The organism is Deinococcus aerolatus, assembly GCF_014647055.1.
Lineage (GTDB): Bacteria > Deinococcota > Deinococci > Deinococcales > Deinococcaceae > Deinococcus > Deinococcus aerolatus.
In genome coordinates this window covers 1-18,670 of sequence record NZ_BMOL01000014.1, presented here as the reverse complement: position 1 = coordinate 18,670, position 18,670 = coordinate 1, and the positions used below count along the sequence as shown (strand labels likewise).

Sequence of the window (18,670 nt, the reverse complement as noted above, 5' to 3'; positions counted from 1 at the left end):
GGCACCAGAAGGACGGGTGACCGTCAACTCGGGTGGATGGGGCTCGGCCGCCGATGCAGTACCTGCCGGATCCGCCGGACCCACGCCCCCAGCCCGCGACTCAGGACGGGCTTACGGTCGGCCGTGCACTGGCGCAGCGCGGTGTCCGCAGCTGCTTCCCCGTGATAGCGGTGAATTTTGTCCCAGGCGCCGTTGAGCTGCGGGTCGAATTCGGGTCTCATGGCAGGACTCCTTGTGTGGGGACGAGGGCGGGGAAACGACCGGTGGGTGAGCGTGCACGCAGCTGGATCACGGCCATCCTCCTGACTCCTGGGTTGACCGATGCCTCACGGTAGACTGGAGCCCCCTGCAGTACATCGGCAGAACTGGGTAGTGCGCCGTGTTATCAGGACTATGTAGTCGAACCTGAGGGGTGGTTCAGCCCAGTTCGTGTTGCATGGCCCAGCGTGCCAGCTCCACGCGGTTCCGCATCCCCAGCTTCCCAAGCACATTGGCGACATGTTTACTCGCCGTGGCTGGACTGATGCCCAGCAGCTTCGCGATTCGCCTGTCCGGATGGCCCTGCGCCACCAGCGCCAGCACCTCCACTTCACGGGCCGTCAGGCCGTGACTCGGCGTATGGGCACCCGGGCCACCGCTTGCTGGAGCCGTGTTTTCGCGCTGGTGCTGTTCCTGCAGGCTCTGCACGAACGCTTCCGCTTTCCGCCGCATCTCCTCCGGCGTGAGATACGCTCCCTCCTGCCAGGCCTGCTGGTAGGCTCTATCCCCCATGTTTTGCCGCAGCTCGGCCAGAACCCGGTCAAACAGCGTGGTGATATACCGGCCGACCGCCCCGGTCAACCCGTGTTCGAGACGATGCGTGAAGGAAAAAAACTGAACGGCCAGTTTCGGCGCATCCTTGGCCGCGAGAACCAGGCCGAATTCCTTGACTTGCGCCGCAAGCTCCGCCCAGAATTCTTTTTCTAGATAATAGTGGATGTTGGAGAGGAGAGACTGGGCCGCCTCCCGGTAGAGGCCCATATGGTACTGAACCAGGCCCAGACAACTGATGTAATCGGGCACGCCACTCTGCCGGCCCCATTTCTCTGCCGCCTCGGTGAAGTGCAGTGCCTGTTCGTACTCGCCGAGTTCGAGCAGGGGGAACACTGCATTGTTCAACGCATTGATGATCGTCATTCGGAGCCAACCATCGGTAACGCTGAAAGGTCTCTGCTCTGGAGGTACGGTCAGCAACTGCTCGCAGCGCCGAATGAGTCCATGACTCGTGCGTACGGCGTCCTCATTGCGCCCGGCCCAGTGCTCTCCCAGAGCCACTGCCAGACACCCGGTAAGCTCCTCCGAGATATCCCCCTGCGCTTGACTCACCTCCAGTAATTCCCTGGCCACCGAGATGAATGTTTCATACAGGCCCAGGCCCATCAGGCATTCGAGCACAGCATGAAGGGCATGTGGGCGCAGATAATCCAGGCCGGGGGCGGGAAGTGCCAGGGCGCGTTGTGAAAGCCTCAGCCCTTCCTGGAACAGGCCAAACGGAATCCAGATGCGGCTGATGCCAGGCAAGTACCGCAGGGCGACCTCTGCCTGCTGGTGTTCGATGGCCCAGGTGAGCCCCTCGCGCATGTTCGGGTAGTCCGGCGCGTACTGCTGCGCGATCATATGGAATCCAGCGTGCGGCTCCAGTGCCTCAACCGCGATGGTCAGGTAGTACCGAGCATGACGGTCGCGCCAGGTGTGGGTGGTGCTGCTGACATCCAACTTTTCGAGAGCATGTTCGCGCAAGGGCTGCAGCATTTTCCAGCGGGTCGTGGAGCCTACCTGCCGTTGCAGGAAGCTGTGCTCCAGCAGGGCATCCACCCTGTCAAGAATGGCGGGGTCTTGCCACACCGCGACCAACGCTTCAGGGGTGAAACTGCCCTCGAATATTGCGCAACACTCGAAGACCTCCCGGTCACCATCGCCCAACAGGTCGTAACTCCACTGGACAGTCGCCCGCAGGGAACGCAGCCGTTCGGGACGGTCACGGAAATCAGCCTTCAGGAAGGCCAGCGGATGATCGAGGTGATGCAGGAGATCCGTCAGGGTATAGCTCCGCAGGCGAGCCGCCGCGAGTTCGATGGCCAGCGGTACACCCTCGAGGGCGTTGACCAGGGCCGCCACCTCCCGGGCGTTCTCGGGCGTGATCTGAAACTCCGGCTGGACAGCTTGCACACGGTGAACGAACATCTCGACCGCGGCACTGTCTTCGAGCCGCTCGAGTGATACTGGCAGAGAGAGAGGTTCGAGAGGATACTCGTGTTCGTCATGCAACCCCAGAATCGTGCGGCTGGTGACCAGCACCTGCACGGTGTCGGCGGCAGCCAGCAACTCGGGGAGATCACCCGCGGCGTCTAGGATCTGTTCGAAGTTGTCGAGGATCAGGAGTGTCGGCCGATTGGCGACTGCACTGACGATGGTGCGGAGGGCTGTCTCGTGCCGATCGGCAGCCGGCAGGGTAGCCGCGATGGTATCAAGCACCTGATGAGCATCACGGATCGTGGCCAGATCAACGAACACGACTCGGTCACCCGCCTGCTGCATGGCATGCGCGATGTGCTGAGCCAAAGCCGTTTTCCCGATGCCCCCCGGCCCGCGGAGAGTCACAAGCCTCGTGCCGTTGCGAAGCATGTGCATCAAGGTCTGTAGCTCATGTGTACGGCCATACACGGGAGTATTCAGGGAATGGGACGCGGCTAGAACGGTCTCCATACATCAGTGTAGAACCAGGTTGTTCCAAGTTGTTGTTTCCTCAGCAGCCTATCTGGTTTAACTTGCCAGACCCCCGCCACGCATTTCTGCCAACACGGCAAGAAGGGGAGAGGTGGGCCGAGGTGTGCCAGGGTTTGTTGTGACAAGTTGTCTTGGTAGCGTGGCGCGGTGTTGAGCGATCAGAAGATTCCTCGACACCGATTCCCTGTCGCGATCATCGGGCATGCCGTCTGACTGTACCAACGTTTCACCCTCAGCTATTAGGACGTGGAAGAATTGTTGGTGGAACAAGTGCTCATCGTTACCCGCGAGTCTCTTCGTAGCTGGTGCATCAAGTACAGCGACCTCTTCGCACATGGACTGCGTCATCGGGAACCCCGTCGGGGTTCGAGGTGGCACCTTGACGAGATGTGCCTGGACGTCGGCGGGGTCACACACTGGCTGTGGCGGGCCGTGGATGAACATGGTGCTGTGCTGGACGTCCTCCCTTAACAACGCCGGAACACCGCGGCGGCCAGGTCGTTCTTCCAGCGCTGAGAAGACCAGCTTCTGCCGAGTCTTGCAAGCCGCGCTGAACGAACCGTACCTGATGATGGGCCACGACCGGACCGGATGTGGATGACCGGTCCAGCACGCTACGGTCCCTTCCAGCGTCAGGAACGCGAAGGCAATGGTACAAACGGCCCCCGGCCCCGGCCTACGGGTGACCCATGTGGGCATCGACCCCGTGGGGCAACAGATCGTGTCGGGTCTGCACCATGCCGTGGCCGGTCTGCTGACCTCGGGCAACAACGTCATCGTGGACGCGCTGTTCCTGGAGCGTGGGTGGTTCGAGGAGCGGCTCGGTTATGGCAACCCTTCCTTCCGCTGCTCGTCACGCTCCGGCCGCCCCTGGAAGTCAGCGAGCAGTGGGAGGCGGAGCGGGAGGCCACGCAGGCTAAGCGGCCGCCCGGCCTGGCCCGGCTGCTGTACGGGGCGGTTCATGCCCACGGGGAGGGGGACCTGGTTATCGACACTTCGCAGGGCAGTCCAGACGAATGTGCCCAGCGTGTAATGGCGTGGATGCAGCAGGGTGACGCTTGCAGGGGGTTGCGGTCAGACGCGGCGCAGTCCTGATCCTGGACCAGATCCGTCCCCTAAACACATCGAACTCGAGGCAAACGCCCGGCAACCGCGCACAAGCCAGGTACCGGACAGATGCAGTTCACCCAGCACTTCATCCTCGCCCCATCACCGCCCTACACCGTGACGCGACGGTCGCTGTGGCGGCGGACAGGGACGGAGACCTGGGTGGCACCGGCACAGTTTCATTCGGGTCTATTCATCTCGACGATCAGGACTTACCCTCCGCATACCTTTCGTCCCTGGCCGTTCATCCAGCCCACCACTGGGGCGTGGCCGGGGCGCTGGCGGATGGGGGCTTCCCGTTGCAGCGTACGCCGGTACGTTGCGGAGCCAGGGGTTGAGCCTGCGCGCGGTTGCCGCCCAGCTCGAGGCCCACGGCTTCAAGACCCGCAAAGGTGGCCCGTGGAGTGCCGTACAGGTCAAGCGCGTCTTGAACAGGTAAAACACTGTCTTGGGGTTGCCTCGACAATACGGAGTTGAAGTTGAGCAGCTGACCCCAGTTGCAAGCAACCGCCGCATGAAGCAGATGCCTGGGGCGTCACGAGGAAGCCCCTATACTTGAGTATGAACGCCCGACATGTTGTGGGCGAGTCCGGAGGGATGCCCCTACCCTCCACCCCACTGATCGGCCGCGCCCCTGACGTTCACCTCGCCCAGGACCTGCTCGCTCAACCTCATGTCCGTCTTCTGACCCTCCGTGGGCCTGGAGGCATCGGCAAGACCCGGCTCGCGCTAGAGCTCGCGCACCATCTGGGGCCCACCTTTGCTCAAGGTGCGCTGTGGGTTGATCTGGCTCCGATTCGGGACGCAGCTCAGGTGCTGCCCACCATCGCGGCCGCTGTGCGGGCCTCGGGACCAGGCGTCGCCGCCATCGTTCAGGCCATTGGCCCTGGCCCCCTGCTCCTGATCCTCGACAATTTCGAACATGTGGTGGCCGCCGCATCAGCCGTTGGCCAGCTCCTGGCGCTGCTGCCCGATCTGCGCGTGCTGGTCACCAGCCGGACCGTCCTCCATCTGCGCGGCGAACACGAGCTGTACCTCAACCCCCTGAGCCTCCCGGCAGCTGCGGGGTCACAGGGCACAAGTGGGGCCGTCGAGATGTTCACAGTGTGCGCTCAGGCTGCAAACCCACGCTTTGCCATGACCGGCACCAACCGGGTGGATGTGGAGCGCATCTGTGTCTTGCTGGCCGGCATTCCACTGGCCCTGGAGCTTGCCGCCGCCCGGTTACGTGTGGTGACGCCCGCGGGTCTGCTGTCCTGGCTGGAGCGTCCTCTGGAAGTGCTGACTGCCGGACCCAGCGATGGTCCCCACCACGGACGGTCTCTGCGGGATGCCATCGGGTGGAGTTACGACCTGTTGACCCAGGAGGAACGTCAGGTATTCACCGCATGCGGCACGTTCATTGGCGGGTTTACCCTGGACGCGCTGACGGCGGTTACTGACCTGCCGCACCCGCGGGAGCAGTTGATTCGTCTGGTGGAGTACAGCCTGGTGCAGTCATCGGATTTGCTCCACGAACAGAGGCGCGGAAGTGAGTCCAGATGGTTCCTTCTGGAACCCATTCGGGAATTTGCCACTGAACGGCTCAAAATCGCTGAAGACGACACGCTGCGGGACCGGCATGCCACGTATTTCCTGCACTTGGCGGAGGGTGCAGAGCGGGACGTCGAACGGCTGACGCCGGACTGGCAGGCCAGGCTCCAGGTTGAAGAGGCGAACCTGAGCGAGGCACTGGCTTGGTTCATGGACCGTCACCGGAGCCGGGAAGCGCTGCGCCTGGTGCAGGCCCTGGCCCCTTACTGGGAAGGCGCGGACCAATTGCAGGTGGAACTCGAGTGGGCCAGGCGGGCCCTGGCCCTCCCCGGCTCCCATGAGGAACCCAAGCTGAGAGCAGACGTGTTGTGCACGCGGGCCTACTGCGAGCAGGACCTTCAGCGTCTGGACACGACTGCAGAAACACTTGAAGAAGCGGCCGCCCTGTACCGTCGGCTGGGTGACGAGGCAGGCGAGACGCATGCCCTGCGGATTCTCGCGAGCGTCCATTCTGGTCTCGATGACTTTGAACAGGCGCTCAGCCTTCTGGGTCAGCTGGCCGCCCGGTTCGAGGCGGCTGGTGACGCCTACCTGCTGAGCGAAACCCTTCACAACACCGCTGTGGTCTACATGCGGATGGGTCAGAGCGACCGGGCACGCCCATATCTGGAGCGGGCGCAGCCCCTGGCAGAACAGACAGGCTACCGCAACGGCGTCGCGTTCATTCTGATGCTGCGGGTCTGGGCCGGATTCCTGGATGGAGTCAGAATGATGCCGGTGGACCTTGTGAGGGAGGCCTGGAATGCCGCCCAGCAGCTGCAGATGCCCGGCCTGAGCGCCATGATGCTGCTGGTTCTGGCCAGTTACGCACGGGAGGCAGGCCTGGACAGGTTCGCGGCTCGGCTGTTCGGTCTGGCAGAAGCGGTGCGCGCTCCTCTGGGAAAACCGTGGACAGTGTGCTTCATACCGCAGGTGCGCCGCCTGGAGACGGAGTTGCCTGCCCTGCTGGGCCGCAGGTATGACATGGAGCGGGCGGCTGGGGCTCGCCTTGATCTCCAGGGCCTGCAGCCTGAGATCGAGGCCTGGCTTGAAGGGAAGAGCGGCCGGACTGGAGTCATCAAGCCGTCCGTAGATTCAAAAGGCGACCTGACCGCGCGTGAACAGGAAGTCTTGCGGTGTCTGGTCCAGGGCGCTTCCGACAAACGGATTGCTCAGCTGCTGACGATCAGCCCGGGGACGGTCAGCAAACATGTCACGAACATGCTGGGGAAACTCGGCCTGCATAACCGCGTTGAACTGGCGCGCTGGGCGGCGCAAAACGGTATGGACGGATCCGAGAGCGAGACCGAATTGACGTAACTAGCCTGCGCGCATACCTGAACCCCGCCCGTGCAGAGGTGAGGCCAGCACCAACGTACCTATTTTTACCAGGGCCCTGATTCTGGGGATGTCCCCGTTGAGGCCTCCGGTCTACGGTGGGACATCAGCGTTGTGCTGATTGCGGAAGGAGAGAACTGGCTGTCGGGTCTCCCGCTCCCGCCCCGTTCCTGGCAATCACTCGTGGCCCCACTCGGCGTCCACACCCCCGGTGTGGAGCGCGCTGGCAGGTCAACACCTGCCCCCGGAGGATCCATCATGCGCACTTCCCTTTGCGTCCGCGCTTCGCTGCTCATGGTCACAACCGCCCTGCTAGGTGGCCACGTACACGCCAGCCAGGCTGACACGCTCGGCACACAGATGGCTGCAATGGCCGGTAACGCCCTGACCCGCGCCGAGTGTGAGCAGCGGATGCAGAGCCTTTCCGGTCTGTTGGAGCGTGCCGGGTACAGTTCAATGCGGATGGTGACTTACACAGACGGCACCCTGCTGGCGCGCTGGTATCACGCCGGAAGTCACCAGACTGTGCTGGTGTTCTCTGGACAGAGAGCGACTGGAAACGTTTTCAGCGGCAGTGAGTATGCAGGGCTGGTGCGCCTGAACGAATTCCTGGGCGAACGTTGACCACGGTCGTGGCCGGGCAAGACAGCGGGCTGCAAAAACGCGGCTGGCGGCTGGAGAAGGTTTGCGTCCCGGCGAGGTGGGCCTGAGCGCCGTCACCGAAGCTGAGTTGCTGCACGGGGTCTATAAAAGTGCGCGCCTGGACCACAATCTCGCCGCCGTGCTGGATTTCGCCTCGCAACTGGTGGTGCTGCCCTTTGATTCGCAGGTCACGGACGCCTACGGACGGGTTCGGGCCGGATTAGAAAAGATCGGGCAGCCCATCGGGCCCTTGGATTTCCAGATCGCGGCCACGACCCTTGCTCACGGCCTGATTCTGGTCACCAATAACACCCGCGAGTTCGCGCGGGTGCCGGACCTGAAACTTGAGGACTGGACGCAGGGAGGATGGATCCAGCCGGGCAAGGTTCTCTCTGATTACCCCGAGCGTTTTTCAACGACTGGCAGCCGCACAGAGCGTTTCTTAATAGGCAGGACGAACGTCATGCTCCTGTGACAGCGCGCGGGTTAGGTTGGTGGCAACAGCAGGACCTGCCCATGTGCGGCGGGAACACCACCCCACCGAGTGTGGGGCTTTTTCTTTGGCGACTGGTCTTCAGCGAGAGGACGTGGGCGGCCACCAGGCTCAGGACAAAGGCGCACCGTAGAACTGGGTGGAGATGCGAGCACCGATCTGCACTTCATAGCGACACCTTTGCGGGAAACTTGGGCGGCCAGAGGAAGTTTGATGTGTCCCCTGACCGCGACACCTTTGAGGGATCGCATCTTGCAATCGGTGATTTCGCGGTCCAGCACAGCAGAAAACCAGTTGGTACGGATAGCGATACCTTTGCGGGAACTGGGGTCTATCTGGCGACACCTTTGCGGGATAGCCCCAATGGCCCACTAGCGATACCTTTGCGGGAAAACCCGGAGTTGTCATCCCACAGGGCTTTTCCGAGTTTTTGAAGGATGCAGATCAGTTCTGTCGCTGTAACGATACCTTCGCGTGAAACCCTCCTGAAAGTAGCGATACCTTTGCGGGAAGGAGGGACAAAATAGCGACACCTTTGCGGGATGTTGAGCTAAAACAGCGTCCTGGACAGTGTGGGCCACGCCCCTTGTTGTTGTCTTTTTATATCTTTACATCAGTTAAAAACAACAACAGGAGCCAAGCGTGGCGAAGAAGCCCAAAACCCCCAATTTGCACGACGAGCTGAACTTCGCCCGGTTCGGGGTCATCAGCATGCACTCGCGTGTGGATCAGAGCGTGACCACCTGGAACACCGAGTTCACGGTGAACGCCCGCACCTTCCGCATCGAGGCCATTACGCCCCAGGGCCGCCCACACGGCATCGACACCGATACGCTGGTGTCGCTCGAAACGCTGTTTGTCGTCAAAGGCTGTCCCGATGACAATTGGGTCCACACCACCGCGTACGAGGTCCGCGAGCTGATGGGCCTGGCCAACAACGGGGAGAACTACCACCGCCTGCGTCAGAGCATCCGGCGGCTGTATTTCACCAGCGTGATCGTGGGCCGCAAGTCGTCTTTGGCGGGCACCCAGAGGGTGCGCTGGGACAATGTGGGGGTGCGTTTCTTCGAAGGGCTGCGCTACCGCGACAGTGAGGACGACGGTGAGCTGAGTGCCTTGGAAAGCGAGGCGACGCTGAGCATCCGGCTGGGCGAGCAACTGGCCGACAGCATCCGGGCCGGAAGCTCACAGGTCCTGGACGGGCAGCTGCTGCACCGTCTGGAACAGCCGCCCGCACGGGCGCTGTACCGCACCCTTCAGGCACACCGTCGGCAGGACGACGGCCAGATGCTCAGGGAACTCCAGGTGCCGCTGACCGAGTGGCGGCAGGCCACCGGACTGACCACGGACCGCAGCGATCTGGTGCGCCGGGCGCTGGGGGCGGCACATGAGGAGCTGCTGGCCAACCACTACTTGGAGCGCGCCGTAATCGAGGGGCGAGGCAAGGCGGCGGTGGCCCACTACACCTTTGCAGATGTAGATGCGGCGGATCCAACGCTGGTGCGGCTGCTGCGAAACGCGGGGGTGACGGTGGCCCGGGCCACCGCGCTGGCGGGGCAGCATCCCGAGCGGGTGGAAGAAGCCCTGCGTTTTCTTGAACATCGGCGGGCCATGCAGGGTGGGGTGCGCAATCCGGGTGGACTGGTGGCCGATTTTCTGGAGCATCCGGCCAAGTACGATCTGCCTGCCGACTTCGTCACGCCTGAACGGCAGCGCGAGGAGCGGACCAATCGCCTGGGCCAGCAGAAGGTGGCCGCTGAACAGGCGGCGCAGGCCAGGACCGAGGCGCAGTTGGACCAACTTGGTGCGGCGTCCCCAGAAGTGCAGTGGGCGGCCCAACGCAGCACCTTGCAGGTGCTGCTCAAAAAGCATCTGAACGCCGGGCAGTGGGGCCAGCTCGAACACCTGGCCCGGAGTGGCGAGATCGGGGCGGTGGCGCTGACCCGCGAGCTGTTGGAGGCCACCGCCCGTTCGGGGTTGCCGGAGCAGATTGGCCGCCTCAAGCGGCGGCTTAACCCGCTGCTCCCGGCAGAGTAACGGAGCTGGCGCCTGGTCTTGCCTGGACAGTGCTTCGGGTTCTGCGTGATGAGCGGCTCCACGCCTGCGCAGGTGAAGGCGAGCGAAACGTGTCGATCATCGGGCAGGCCCGGGGTGTTGACCACAGTCCCAGGCGTATGACGGCTGCTGAAATGCTGTTCCATCGCCGCACTACAGTGCTGACCATGGCCGCACCCCAGTCTCCCGCCGCCCTGCGTCACCACACCGCGCCGCAGCACGCGGACCTGCGCGACCTCCCCTTTGAGCAGGCCTGTGCCGAGATCGCGGCCCGTCACCACTTCAGCGGGCCGTACGCCTTTCAGCTTGCGCCCGGCGGCGCGACGCATCTGGTGCGCCTTTCAGATGGCGCGGCGCTGTGTGGCCGTGGACCGCAGCTTTACGCTGAAGAGCCTCAGGTCATCGGGCCGCTCACCTGCCGGAGATGTGTTCAGGCCGTCGCCCGCCGTCTGAAAGGGAGCCTCGGACGCCGGGCCAGTCGTGTCACGCCCACTCGCAAGTTGTGACAGCCATGATGGGCCGAGGATGGCCGCATGAAGTAGGGGATCGCGGCGATGACGGGCGGCAAGTGGTAAGTCTGTGCGACGAACTCAAGAACCTGCGTGTGTCGCGGGAAACGGCAGAGCTTTGCCACCACGCTCGTTGAGCAGGGCCGCCGCCTACACATGATGGGGACGATTCTGGAGGATGAGAACGCGGCCATGCCAGCGGTTCACGAGCGAGGGCAGCTGTCGTAGGGCTTAACCTGGCGAAGGGCCGAATTTTGGCCAACATGGGTCAAGGCGTGGCTGAGCCTCCCTGGGGTGCGACTAATGCAGGAACAGAAATCCACCCCTGGGCGCCAATACACAGTTCGGTTCACCCAAACCAGGTTTCTGGGCTAGAGGCTGGAAGACAGGCCATCCAAAATTGCGGGAGGGAATCTGCTGGGTTCAGCATCGGGTATGACGCGACGTGCCTACCCCAGCGATGTCGATGACGAGACGTACCACTTTCTGCTGCCGTATCTGGCCCTGAGTCCAGAACACGCTCCACAGCGGAAATATCCCCTCCGAGACGTGTTGAACGCATTGTTTTGGATGAGCCGCACTGGAGCGCAATGGGAATATTTACCGCATGACTTTCCCCCGCCTGAGATCGTGCGATCTCAGGCTCAGCGCTGGTTCGCTGCCCACTGCTTTGAAAACGCCGTGCATGACCTGCGACTGTTCACCCGAGTGCAGCAGCAACGCGGTGGGGAACCCACCGCAATCATCGTGGATAGTCGAACCCTACAGAGCACGCCAGAGAGCGGCCATCGTGCCGGGTATGACGGCGCCAAGCGGCGCAAGGGCACCAAAGTCCATCTGGTCGTCGATATGCTGGGCCACCTCGTGACCCTGATGACGTCCCCAGCGCATGAACAGGACCGGGCACAGGTCAAAGACCTGTGCCGAGAAGCACAGGCGATCACCGGCGGGATGCTGGAAGTCGCCTTCGTGGATCAGGGCGATACCGGACAAGCGACTCAGGACGCGGCCAGGCAGAGCAATATCGAACTGATGGTCGTGAAGCGTTCAGACGCTTCACGTGGCTTCGTGCTGCTCCCGAGGCGCTGGGTGGTCGAGCGTTCCCTGGCGTGGTTATCACGCTTTCGTCGCCTGGGACGAGATTTGGAACGCCTTTCTTCCACTCTTATCGGCTTTCATTTCGTCGCTGCTTGCGTTCTGATGTTGGCGAAAATCAGGCCCTTTCTTGGGTAGGGTTCCTGGCAGCCTCTAGCAATTCAGACAGCGATATCGCTGTCTAAACCGTTGGGTATCGTCCTGGCCCTCTGTACCGGACATCTTCGAGTTGAGGTTGTGCTGGACGGGAAATCCCTGAACGTGTGAAGGGTCGCGAACCAGCACGACAATCGGCGGTGTTTTGGGTGTGTGACGACCTCAAAACCCGCCGATCTCCAGCGTACCGAACTGACCCACCACTTCAAAGCCTGCGTCCCTTTCCTGCGCCACGACACGCTGCAGCGTGTCGTGGACATCGTCTTCGCGATGGTCACGGCCAGGAGCGTAAATCAAAGTGACCTGTGCGCCCACCTCCCCGGAATCAGCTCGATCGAGGCGAAGAGACGTCGGGTGGAACGAGGCTGCCGGGATCCTCAACTCACAGAGCCCGTCTTCCTGGCGTTTCTCCTGGCCTTGTTGCCCCCAGGGAAGTTGCTGTTGAGCATGGACCGCACCACCTGGGAGCGTGGCGAGTCACCCCTGAACCTCCTGGTCCTTGGAGTCGTCCTTCACGGATATACGGTGCCTCTCGTCTGGACCGCCCTCGATCACGATGGCAACAGCGGCACGGTGAGGCGAATTCAGCTGATCTCCAGACTGCTCAAGGCCCTTCCAGTGGCCCGCTGGAAGGGCCTGGTCGCCGACCGGGAATTTATCGGCGGCGAGTGGTTCCGCTTCTTGAGACGGAAGGGGATCAAGCGGGCCATCCGTATCCGGAAGAATGCCGTCGTCGACGAGCTCCGCGTGGACACATGGTTCGGTGATCTGAAGGTTGGGGAGGTGCGGTGCCTCGCCGAGAAGGCCTACGTGTACGGTGAGGTGATGCAGGTCGTGGCCACCAGATCCCCCGCAGGGGATCTGGTGGCGATCGCAACGGATTTCAGCGTATGGGACACCTGCGTTCTATACCGGGCGCGTTGGACCGTGGAGTGTACCTTCGCCAGCCTCAAGGTCCGCGGCTTTGACCTGGAGCGCACCGGCATCACTCAAGCCACTCGGCTGGAACGCCTGTTCGGGCTGGTCATCCTGGCCTGGGTCAGTTGCCTGCGGGTAGGGGTGTGGCTCCACGCACAGGTGCCGGTCAAGGTGAAAGCTCATGGCCGCTCGGCCATGAGTCTCGTGCGCTACGGCGCCGAACGTCTCTGCAATGCGCTGCGCTGGATGTTGCCCGAGTCAGCCTGCCTGATCAAGCTGCTGAGGACTCCATTTCCCATGCCAGACAGAGTTTAAAGGCAAGATGTCCGGTACAGAGGTCCTGGCCTTGTTTGACGACATGCGGCGCGTGGCAGTGCGGGCACGTCACGCCCCATCGGGCCAACGGAGTTGCCGCATAACCTCGAGACATTTTTCTTCGTCCAGAAGCTGAATAAAGCTCAGCATGCTAGCAGTTTACCAGCGTATCTTTAGCTCTCCGGAAGCCAGAAGGATCTACGTTGGACAGCAACTGTATGCCCGAATTAAGTCTAGTTGAATAGACACAGTTTAAGAAAAATATAAAGTAATTATTAATATAGTATCTTGTGACTCTCACCCATGGCACAGACCCCAGCGGATTGTCGGAGGTCGTCCTGCCTACAGCTGAGCAGTTGCGGCTGGCTGCCCTCCACCGCTTCGCGATCATCGATACGCCCCCAGAACCGCAGTTCGATCACCTTGTGCAGTTGGCCGTCCGCGTGTTCGACATGCCCATGGCCCTGATCACTTTCGTTGGAGAGGACCGGCAGTGGTTCAAGGCCACCCACGGCCTTGCGATGTCTCAGACGCCCCGCAGCGAATCGTTCTGTTCGGTCGCGATCGCTCAGGACGGCGTGACGGTCATCCCGGACGCCACCCAGCACGAGCAATTTCGCACCTATCCCAATGTCCTCGGCGAGCCACACATCCGCTCTTACGCCGGGGCCCCCCTCGTTACGCCTGAGGGCCAGAAGATCGGCACCTTCTGCGTCATCGGAACGGAACCTCGGGAGTTTAGCGAGAAAGAACAGGTCCTGCTTGCGTCCTTCGCCCAGATGGCGATGGCCGAGTTGAAGTGGCGTCAGGCTCTCCTCGAGCTCGGCCATGTGGCAATGAACGATGCACTCACCGGTCTTCCCAACCGCGTTCAGTTCCGCCAGCACCTCACTGAAGCCTGCAGGCGCGCCGACGTCTCCGGGGAAAAGGTGGTGGTGGGGCTCCTGGATCTCGACCGCTTTAAGCTGATCAACGACACCTTCGGTCATGCTGAGGGTGATCAACTCCTCAAAGACGTCGCGCACCGCTTGAAAGAAGCCGTGGGGATCAGCGACGTGGTGGCCCGGATGAGCGGAGACGAGTTCGTGCTGCTTCTCACCGATGTTCCCTCGGTTGCGGACATTGCCCTGGTGACGAAGCGCTTGCAAGACGCTTTCGCGGTGCCGTTCGTGATTTCGGGTCAGGAGGTGTTCGTCCACTGGAGTTTGGGCTTGAGCGTGTACCCGGACGATGCAAGGGAACTGGACGCCCTGCTGGGCCATGCGGACGCCGCCATGTACCGGGTCAAACGGGCGGGTGGAGGCTACGCGTCCTTTCAGCGGCAAGAGGATCAGCGAACCACGCTCCAGGTGGAGCGTCTGACCGCTCTTCACCGGGCACTTGAACAGGATGAGTTGCAGCTGTACTTCCAGCCGGTGGTGCATGCCGAGAGTCAGGCTGTGGTGGCGCATGAAGCGCTGCTCCGCTGGATCAGGCCCTCGGGGATGGTGAGCCCGCTGGACTTCATTCCGTTGGCTGAGACCTCCGGGCTGATCGTGCCGATCGGCCGCTGGGTGCTTCGTCAGGCGGTCGATGCCGTAAAAACAGGGCAGCTTCAGAGGGTCTCGGTGAACGTCAGCGCCCTGGAGATCCGGCAAGTGGATTTCGCGGAGCACCTGCGGCGGGTCCTGACGGAGAGTGGCGTTGAGCCGCAGCGAATCTGGCTGGAACTTACCGAGAGCAGCATGCTGGAACCCCGCTTCGCTGCGGTGCTTCATGAGTTGAATATGCTGGGAGTGCGAACAGCGCTGGACGATTTCGGGAACGGCTACAGCAGCCTGACAGCGTTGACGAACCTGCCGATCCAGCTCGTGAAGATTGATCGTAGCTTCACTGCACCAATCGGAGAGGACACGCCCGCTGGGAAGCGGGCGCTGGAGGTGATGCGAGGGATCATGACACTCGTCAGGGCGCTTGGAATTCCGACTGTGGCGGAGGGCATCGAGACCCCCAAGCAGGCAGATCTCCTACTGAAGGTGGGATGCACTTACTTTCAGGGGTATCTGTTCGGACGCCCGGAACCACTTTCTAAACACGCCGAGCCGTCCGGGCCGCGGCCTACCCTCTCTACCGAAGTTCGTAACCCGGCGTATGGCGACTGAAGGACTTTCCATGACTTCATTCACCCCTGTTTTGCCTCCCAGAACCTTGGAAACCCTGCTTGTCAGCATGCCATCAGCACTTTTCGTGCTAGATGCTGCTGGACGAGTGATCTACGCGAATGCGTTGGCAGCCGGTCTGGTGCGCCGGAACCCTGAAGCGGTGCTTGGCTGCGACATTGCTCAGGAGTTCGGGCATCTCCTGTCAGCGCACTGGGATCAGGCGTGTCAGACGGCCTGCAGCGAACAGCGAACCGTGGAGTACGAACTTCATAACGTCGCGCTGGCCGTGTGGTTCCGGCTGTTCCTCACGCCGATAGAAGACAATCTGGTGGTTCACGTCAAAGACACCACGGAAGTCAACCGGATGATGCAATTACAGCAGCTCAGTGCGGCCCTGGCGAAGTGTGCCACTCCGAGCGAAGTGATCGAGGTCACGCTGTCGCAGGCCGTCTCGACGATGGGCGCATATCTGGGCGCCGTATTCGAGCTGAATCTGACCGGGGAGAACCTGGACCTGACGGGTGACATCGGCTATCCCGAAACCCTGCGGGCGAACGCGAAATCTGTTCCGCTGGCTGAGCACTACCCACCCTGCGAAGCCGTGCGGACAGGAGAGCCGGCGTTCCTGCATGGTAAAGCGCTCGATCAGCGGTATGCCGGGCGTGCGGAGCTTCGCTCGGCACAGACGCGGAGTCTGGCGTCTCTGCCGCTGCTGGTGGAAGGGCGGGCGCTAGGCGTTCTGGTCCTGAGTTTCCAGACGGAGCAGACGTTCGGCTCCCAGGCGCAGGAGTTTGTGCTGGCATTTGCGCTGCAGTGTGCCCAGGCGCTGGACCGCGTACGGGGCAGGGCGGTGATTGAAGAATCTCGTGAGCGTCTGGCTTTCCTGGCAGCGGCGAGTGCTCTGCTGTCCTCCTCCTTGAACATCCATGATGCCCTTCAGCACCTGGGTCAGCTAGCGGTCGAGAACGTGGCTGATTGGGCCACCATTTTCCTGGCGGACGAGACTGGTCAACTACAGCTGACGACCGCCGTTCACCGCGATCCTGGCCAACTGCCTCTCCTGAACGCCCTGATGGACCACTACCCGTTGAACATGCAAGATCCGCACGGCGTCGCGCAGGTCTACCGGACCGGGCGTTCTTCTCTGGTGGGGGCCGGAGTGGGGACCGTGATTGACGCTATCCCGGACGTCAGTAAACGCGAGATTTTACGTGCCATGAGACTGGAGTCGCTGATAACTGTTCCGCTCACTACCCGTGGCCGGGTGATTGGCGCGATGGCTTTGGCCTCGTCGAATGCCGAGAAGCCATATGTACCCGAGGACCTGGAACTGGCCGAAGAACTGGCCAGGCGTGCTGCAGGCACTATCGAGAATGTCCAACTGTTCTCGGCCGCCCAGGATGGAGAGGCGCGACTCGCGGGCATCATCGACACCGTGACCGACGCAATCATCACCTCCGATGAGCAGGGCTCGATCGTGGTGTTCAATGCGGCCGCCGAGCAAATGTTCAGGCTGGACGCATCTGCGGCGCTGGGGCAGTCCCTGGAGCACTTCCGCCCTTCTCTGCAATCAGACTTACGGCTGGCCGCGTCCAGTGTGATCGAAACGGACGGGCAGCGGATGCACGCCGAGCGGGCAGACGGAACGGTCTTCCCGGTCGAAGAAACCACCTCGGAGGTCGTCGTCCGGGGGCAGCGGCTGCTGACCTCGGTGATCCGGGACATCACCGAACGGCTCCAGACAGAACAGACGCTGCTCGAGAGCGAAGCGCGTTTTAGGACCACGTTCGATCAGGCGGCAGTCGGGATCGCGCACGTAGGCCTGGATGGTCGGTGGCTGGAAGTGAACGGGAGGCTGTGTGACATCGTCGGGTACTCGCGCGACGAGTTGCTTGCCCTGTCGTTCCCGGAGATGACATACGAGCAGGACTTGGAAGAGGACCTGGGCTACGCTGATCAGCTCCGGGCAGGCACGATCCGCACCTACTCGATGCAAAAGCGCTACTACCGTAAAGATGGGGGGCTGGTCTGGGTGAATGTCACCGGCTCGCTGAGGTGCAGCGAAGAGGGTGAAGCGCAGTACTTCATCGCGGTGGTCGAGGACATCTCGGACATCAAGCAGGCAGAGGAAGAATTGCGGGCGGCGCGCGACGACTTGGAACGCCGCGTTGAGGAGCGGACCACCGACCTTCAGCGGCTCAGCCAAGAGCTCCAGGTCCAGGTTGAGGAACTCGAGCAGCTCAACGGCGAAGCTGGGGTACTCAGCGAGATGAGCGAGATGTTGCAGGCGTGCTTCAGCTTCCACGAAGTCGAGCAGGTGGTTGCCCAGCATGTCGCCCAGCTGTTCCCCGACATACCGGGGAAGCTCTATGCGTACGGCGCTTCAAAAAATGGCCTTGAGGAGCTGGTGTCCTGGAATGGCGAGTCCTCGAGCACCTTCCTGTTTGGACCCGAAGAATGCTGGGGGTTGAGACGGGGGCGGCTGTTCGCTTCAGCGGGCAGCGCACTGAGCTGCAAGCACCATCAGGCCATGGGAGCGACGCTGTGTGTCCCGATGCTGGCACAGGGGGAAACGGTCGGCCTCCTGTACCTTGAAGGAGGCGAATCTGCATTCTCGAAACGTCAGGTGCGTCTGGCTCAGACGGTAGCAGAGTCGGTCGCGCTCGCCATGGTCAACTTGCGTCTGCGGGAGACCTTGAGGCAGCAGTCGATTCGGGATCCGCTGACGGGGCTGTTCAACAGACGTTACCTGGAAGAGACGTTCGAGCGTGAGTTGCGACGGGCGGAGCGGAAGGGCGAGTGTATGGGAATCGTCATGCTCGACGTCGATCACTTCAAGCTGTTCAATGACACACACGGGCACGAGGTCGGAGACGTGCTGCTCAAGGCGTTGGGTGGCGTGCTCAAGGAGAGTGTCAGGGCGGAGGATGTGGCCTGCCGGTACGGTGGTGAGGAGTTCACACTGCTGTTGACAGGAGCCACCCAGCAGCAGACGTTCGCCCGGGCCGAGCAGGTACGAGAAGCGATCACCAACCTGAAAATCATGAATCGGGGGGACGTTCTGGAGGGCGTGAGTGCTTCAATGGGGGTAGCGACGTTTCCACAGCATGGCCGGGAGTTGGCGGGGCTGGTGCGGGCCGCAGATCTGGCGCTATACCGGGCAAAACACGAGGGCCGCAACCGGGTAATCAACGCTGAGAACGCCACGGATTTGCCTGCTCGCGCCGGCCTACATGACGAAGCGCCTCAACAAGGTGATGCGTAGCCAATGACATTGGGGGAGGGGTGACCCGGTTTTGCGGCGTTTCCGTTAAAGTACGTCTGAAAATCGTCAGGGGAGGCTTTTAGCTAGGTGAGGCACCATCGGAGGGATCATGTCCTCGTACACCAGGTTTTCGACGGTTTCAATCAGTGCCTCATGTCTCTGGCCCTCCGCCAGGACTCCCCAACCACCTGACGGCCTGACACAAAGTATGAGAAAGGGTCCCCGGTAGGAGACACTTTCTGTTTGTGACAACCGAAAATGCCACCGGGGACGCGTCCCGACTCTACCAAGCCATCTT

11 protein-coding genes and 2 pseudogenes are annotated in these 18,670 nt (G+C 62.0%); 12 read left to right on the top strand and 1 reads right to left on the bottom strand.

Annotated elements, in window-relative coordinates:
- Positions 1–417: 417 nt before the first annotated feature.
- Positions 418–2,745 carry an ATP-binding protein gene (locus IEY31_RS13695; RefSeq protein ID WP_268238959.1) on the bottom strand — a complete coding sequence of 776 codons (2,328 nt, stop codon included), beginning with the start codon at positions 2,743–2,745 and terminating at the stop codon, positions 418–420.
- A 267-nt stretch (positions 2,746–3,012) separates the two neighbouring features.
- On the opposite strand from IEY31_RS13695, the gene IEY31_RS19080 reads away from it, so the two are divergent.
- The 12 genes and pseudogenes from IEY31_RS19080 (at position 3,013) to IEY31_RS13635 (ending at position 18,372) form a co-directional block, all read left to right on the top strand.
- Positions 3,013–3,237 carry a DDE-type integrase/transposase/recombinase gene (locus tag IEY31_RS19080; protein WP_188972929.1) on the top strand — a complete coding sequence of 75 codons (225 nt, stop codon included), beginning with the start codon at positions 3,013–3,015 and terminating at the stop codon, positions 3,235–3,237.
- Between the two features lie 178 nt (positions 3,238–3,415).
- Positions 3,416–3,861: pseudogene (locus IEY31_RS18715) on the top strand (phosphotransferase-like protein).
- A 331-nt stretch (positions 3,862–4,192) separates the two neighbouring features.
- Positions 4,193–4,312, top strand: a complete 120-nt coding sequence (locus IEY31_RS18710; protein ID WP_308424331.1) for a recombinase family protein — start codon at positions 4,193–4,195, stop codon at positions 4,310–4,312.
- A gap of 698 nt (positions 4,313–5,010) precedes the next feature.
- A complete protein-coding gene (locus IEY31_RS13675; RefSeq protein ID WP_188972927.1) occupies positions 5,011–6,765 on the top strand; it encodes a LuxR C-terminal-related transcriptional regulator in 1,755 nt (584 codons plus the stop codon).
- A gap of 276 nt (positions 6,766–7,041) precedes the next feature.
- Positions 7,042–7,407, top strand: coding sequence for a hypothetical protein (locus IEY31_RS13670; RefSeq protein ID WP_188972925.1), 366 nt, complete (start codon positions 7,042–7,044; stop codon positions 7,405–7,407).
- Positions 7,408–7,426: 19 nt separating this feature from the next.
- Positions 7,427–7,900: pseudogene (locus IEY31_RS13665) on the top strand (type II toxin-antitoxin system VapC family toxin); the annotation flags it as partial.
- Positions 7,901–8,560: 660 nt separating this feature from the next.
- The gene (locus IEY31_RS13660) at positions 8,561–9,955 is read left to right on the top strand and encodes a replication initiator protein A (protein WP_188972923.1); all 1,395 of its coding nucleotides are present in this window, start codon (positions 8,561–8,563) and stop codon (positions 9,953–9,955) included.
- A 185-nt stretch (positions 9,956–10,140) separates the two neighbouring features.
- Positions 10,141–10,479 carry a hypothetical protein gene (locus tag IEY31_RS13655; RefSeq protein ID WP_229723621.1) on the top strand — a complete coding sequence of 113 codons (339 nt, stop codon included), beginning with the start codon at positions 10,141–10,143 and terminating at the stop codon, positions 10,477–10,479.
- Between the two features lie 438 nt (positions 10,480–10,917).
- Complete coding sequence (locus tag IEY31_RS13650) at positions 10,918–11,715, top strand: IS5 family transposase (protein ID WP_188972921.1); 798 nt, start codon at positions 10,918–10,920, stop codon at positions 11,713–11,715.
- A 288-nt stretch (positions 11,716–12,003) separates the two neighbouring features.
- On the top strand, positions 12,004–12,966 hold the full coding sequence (locus tag IEY31_RS13645) for an IS4 family transposase (protein ID WP_188973048.1): 963 nt from the start codon (positions 12,004–12,006) through the stop codon (positions 12,964–12,966).
- A 290-nt stretch (positions 12,967–13,256) separates the two neighbouring features.
- On the top strand, positions 13,257–15,107 hold the full coding sequence (locus IEY31_RS13640) for a sensor domain-containing phosphodiesterase (RefSeq protein ID WP_229723617.1): 1,851 nt from the start codon (positions 13,257–13,259) through the stop codon (positions 15,105–15,107).
- A gap of 10 nt (positions 15,108–15,117) precedes the next feature.
- Complete coding sequence (locus IEY31_RS13635; protein ID WP_188972919.1) at positions 15,118–18,372, top strand: diguanylate cyclase; 3,255 nt, start codon at positions 15,118–15,120, stop codon at positions 18,370–18,372.
- Positions 18,373–18,670 lie beyond the last annotated feature (298 nt).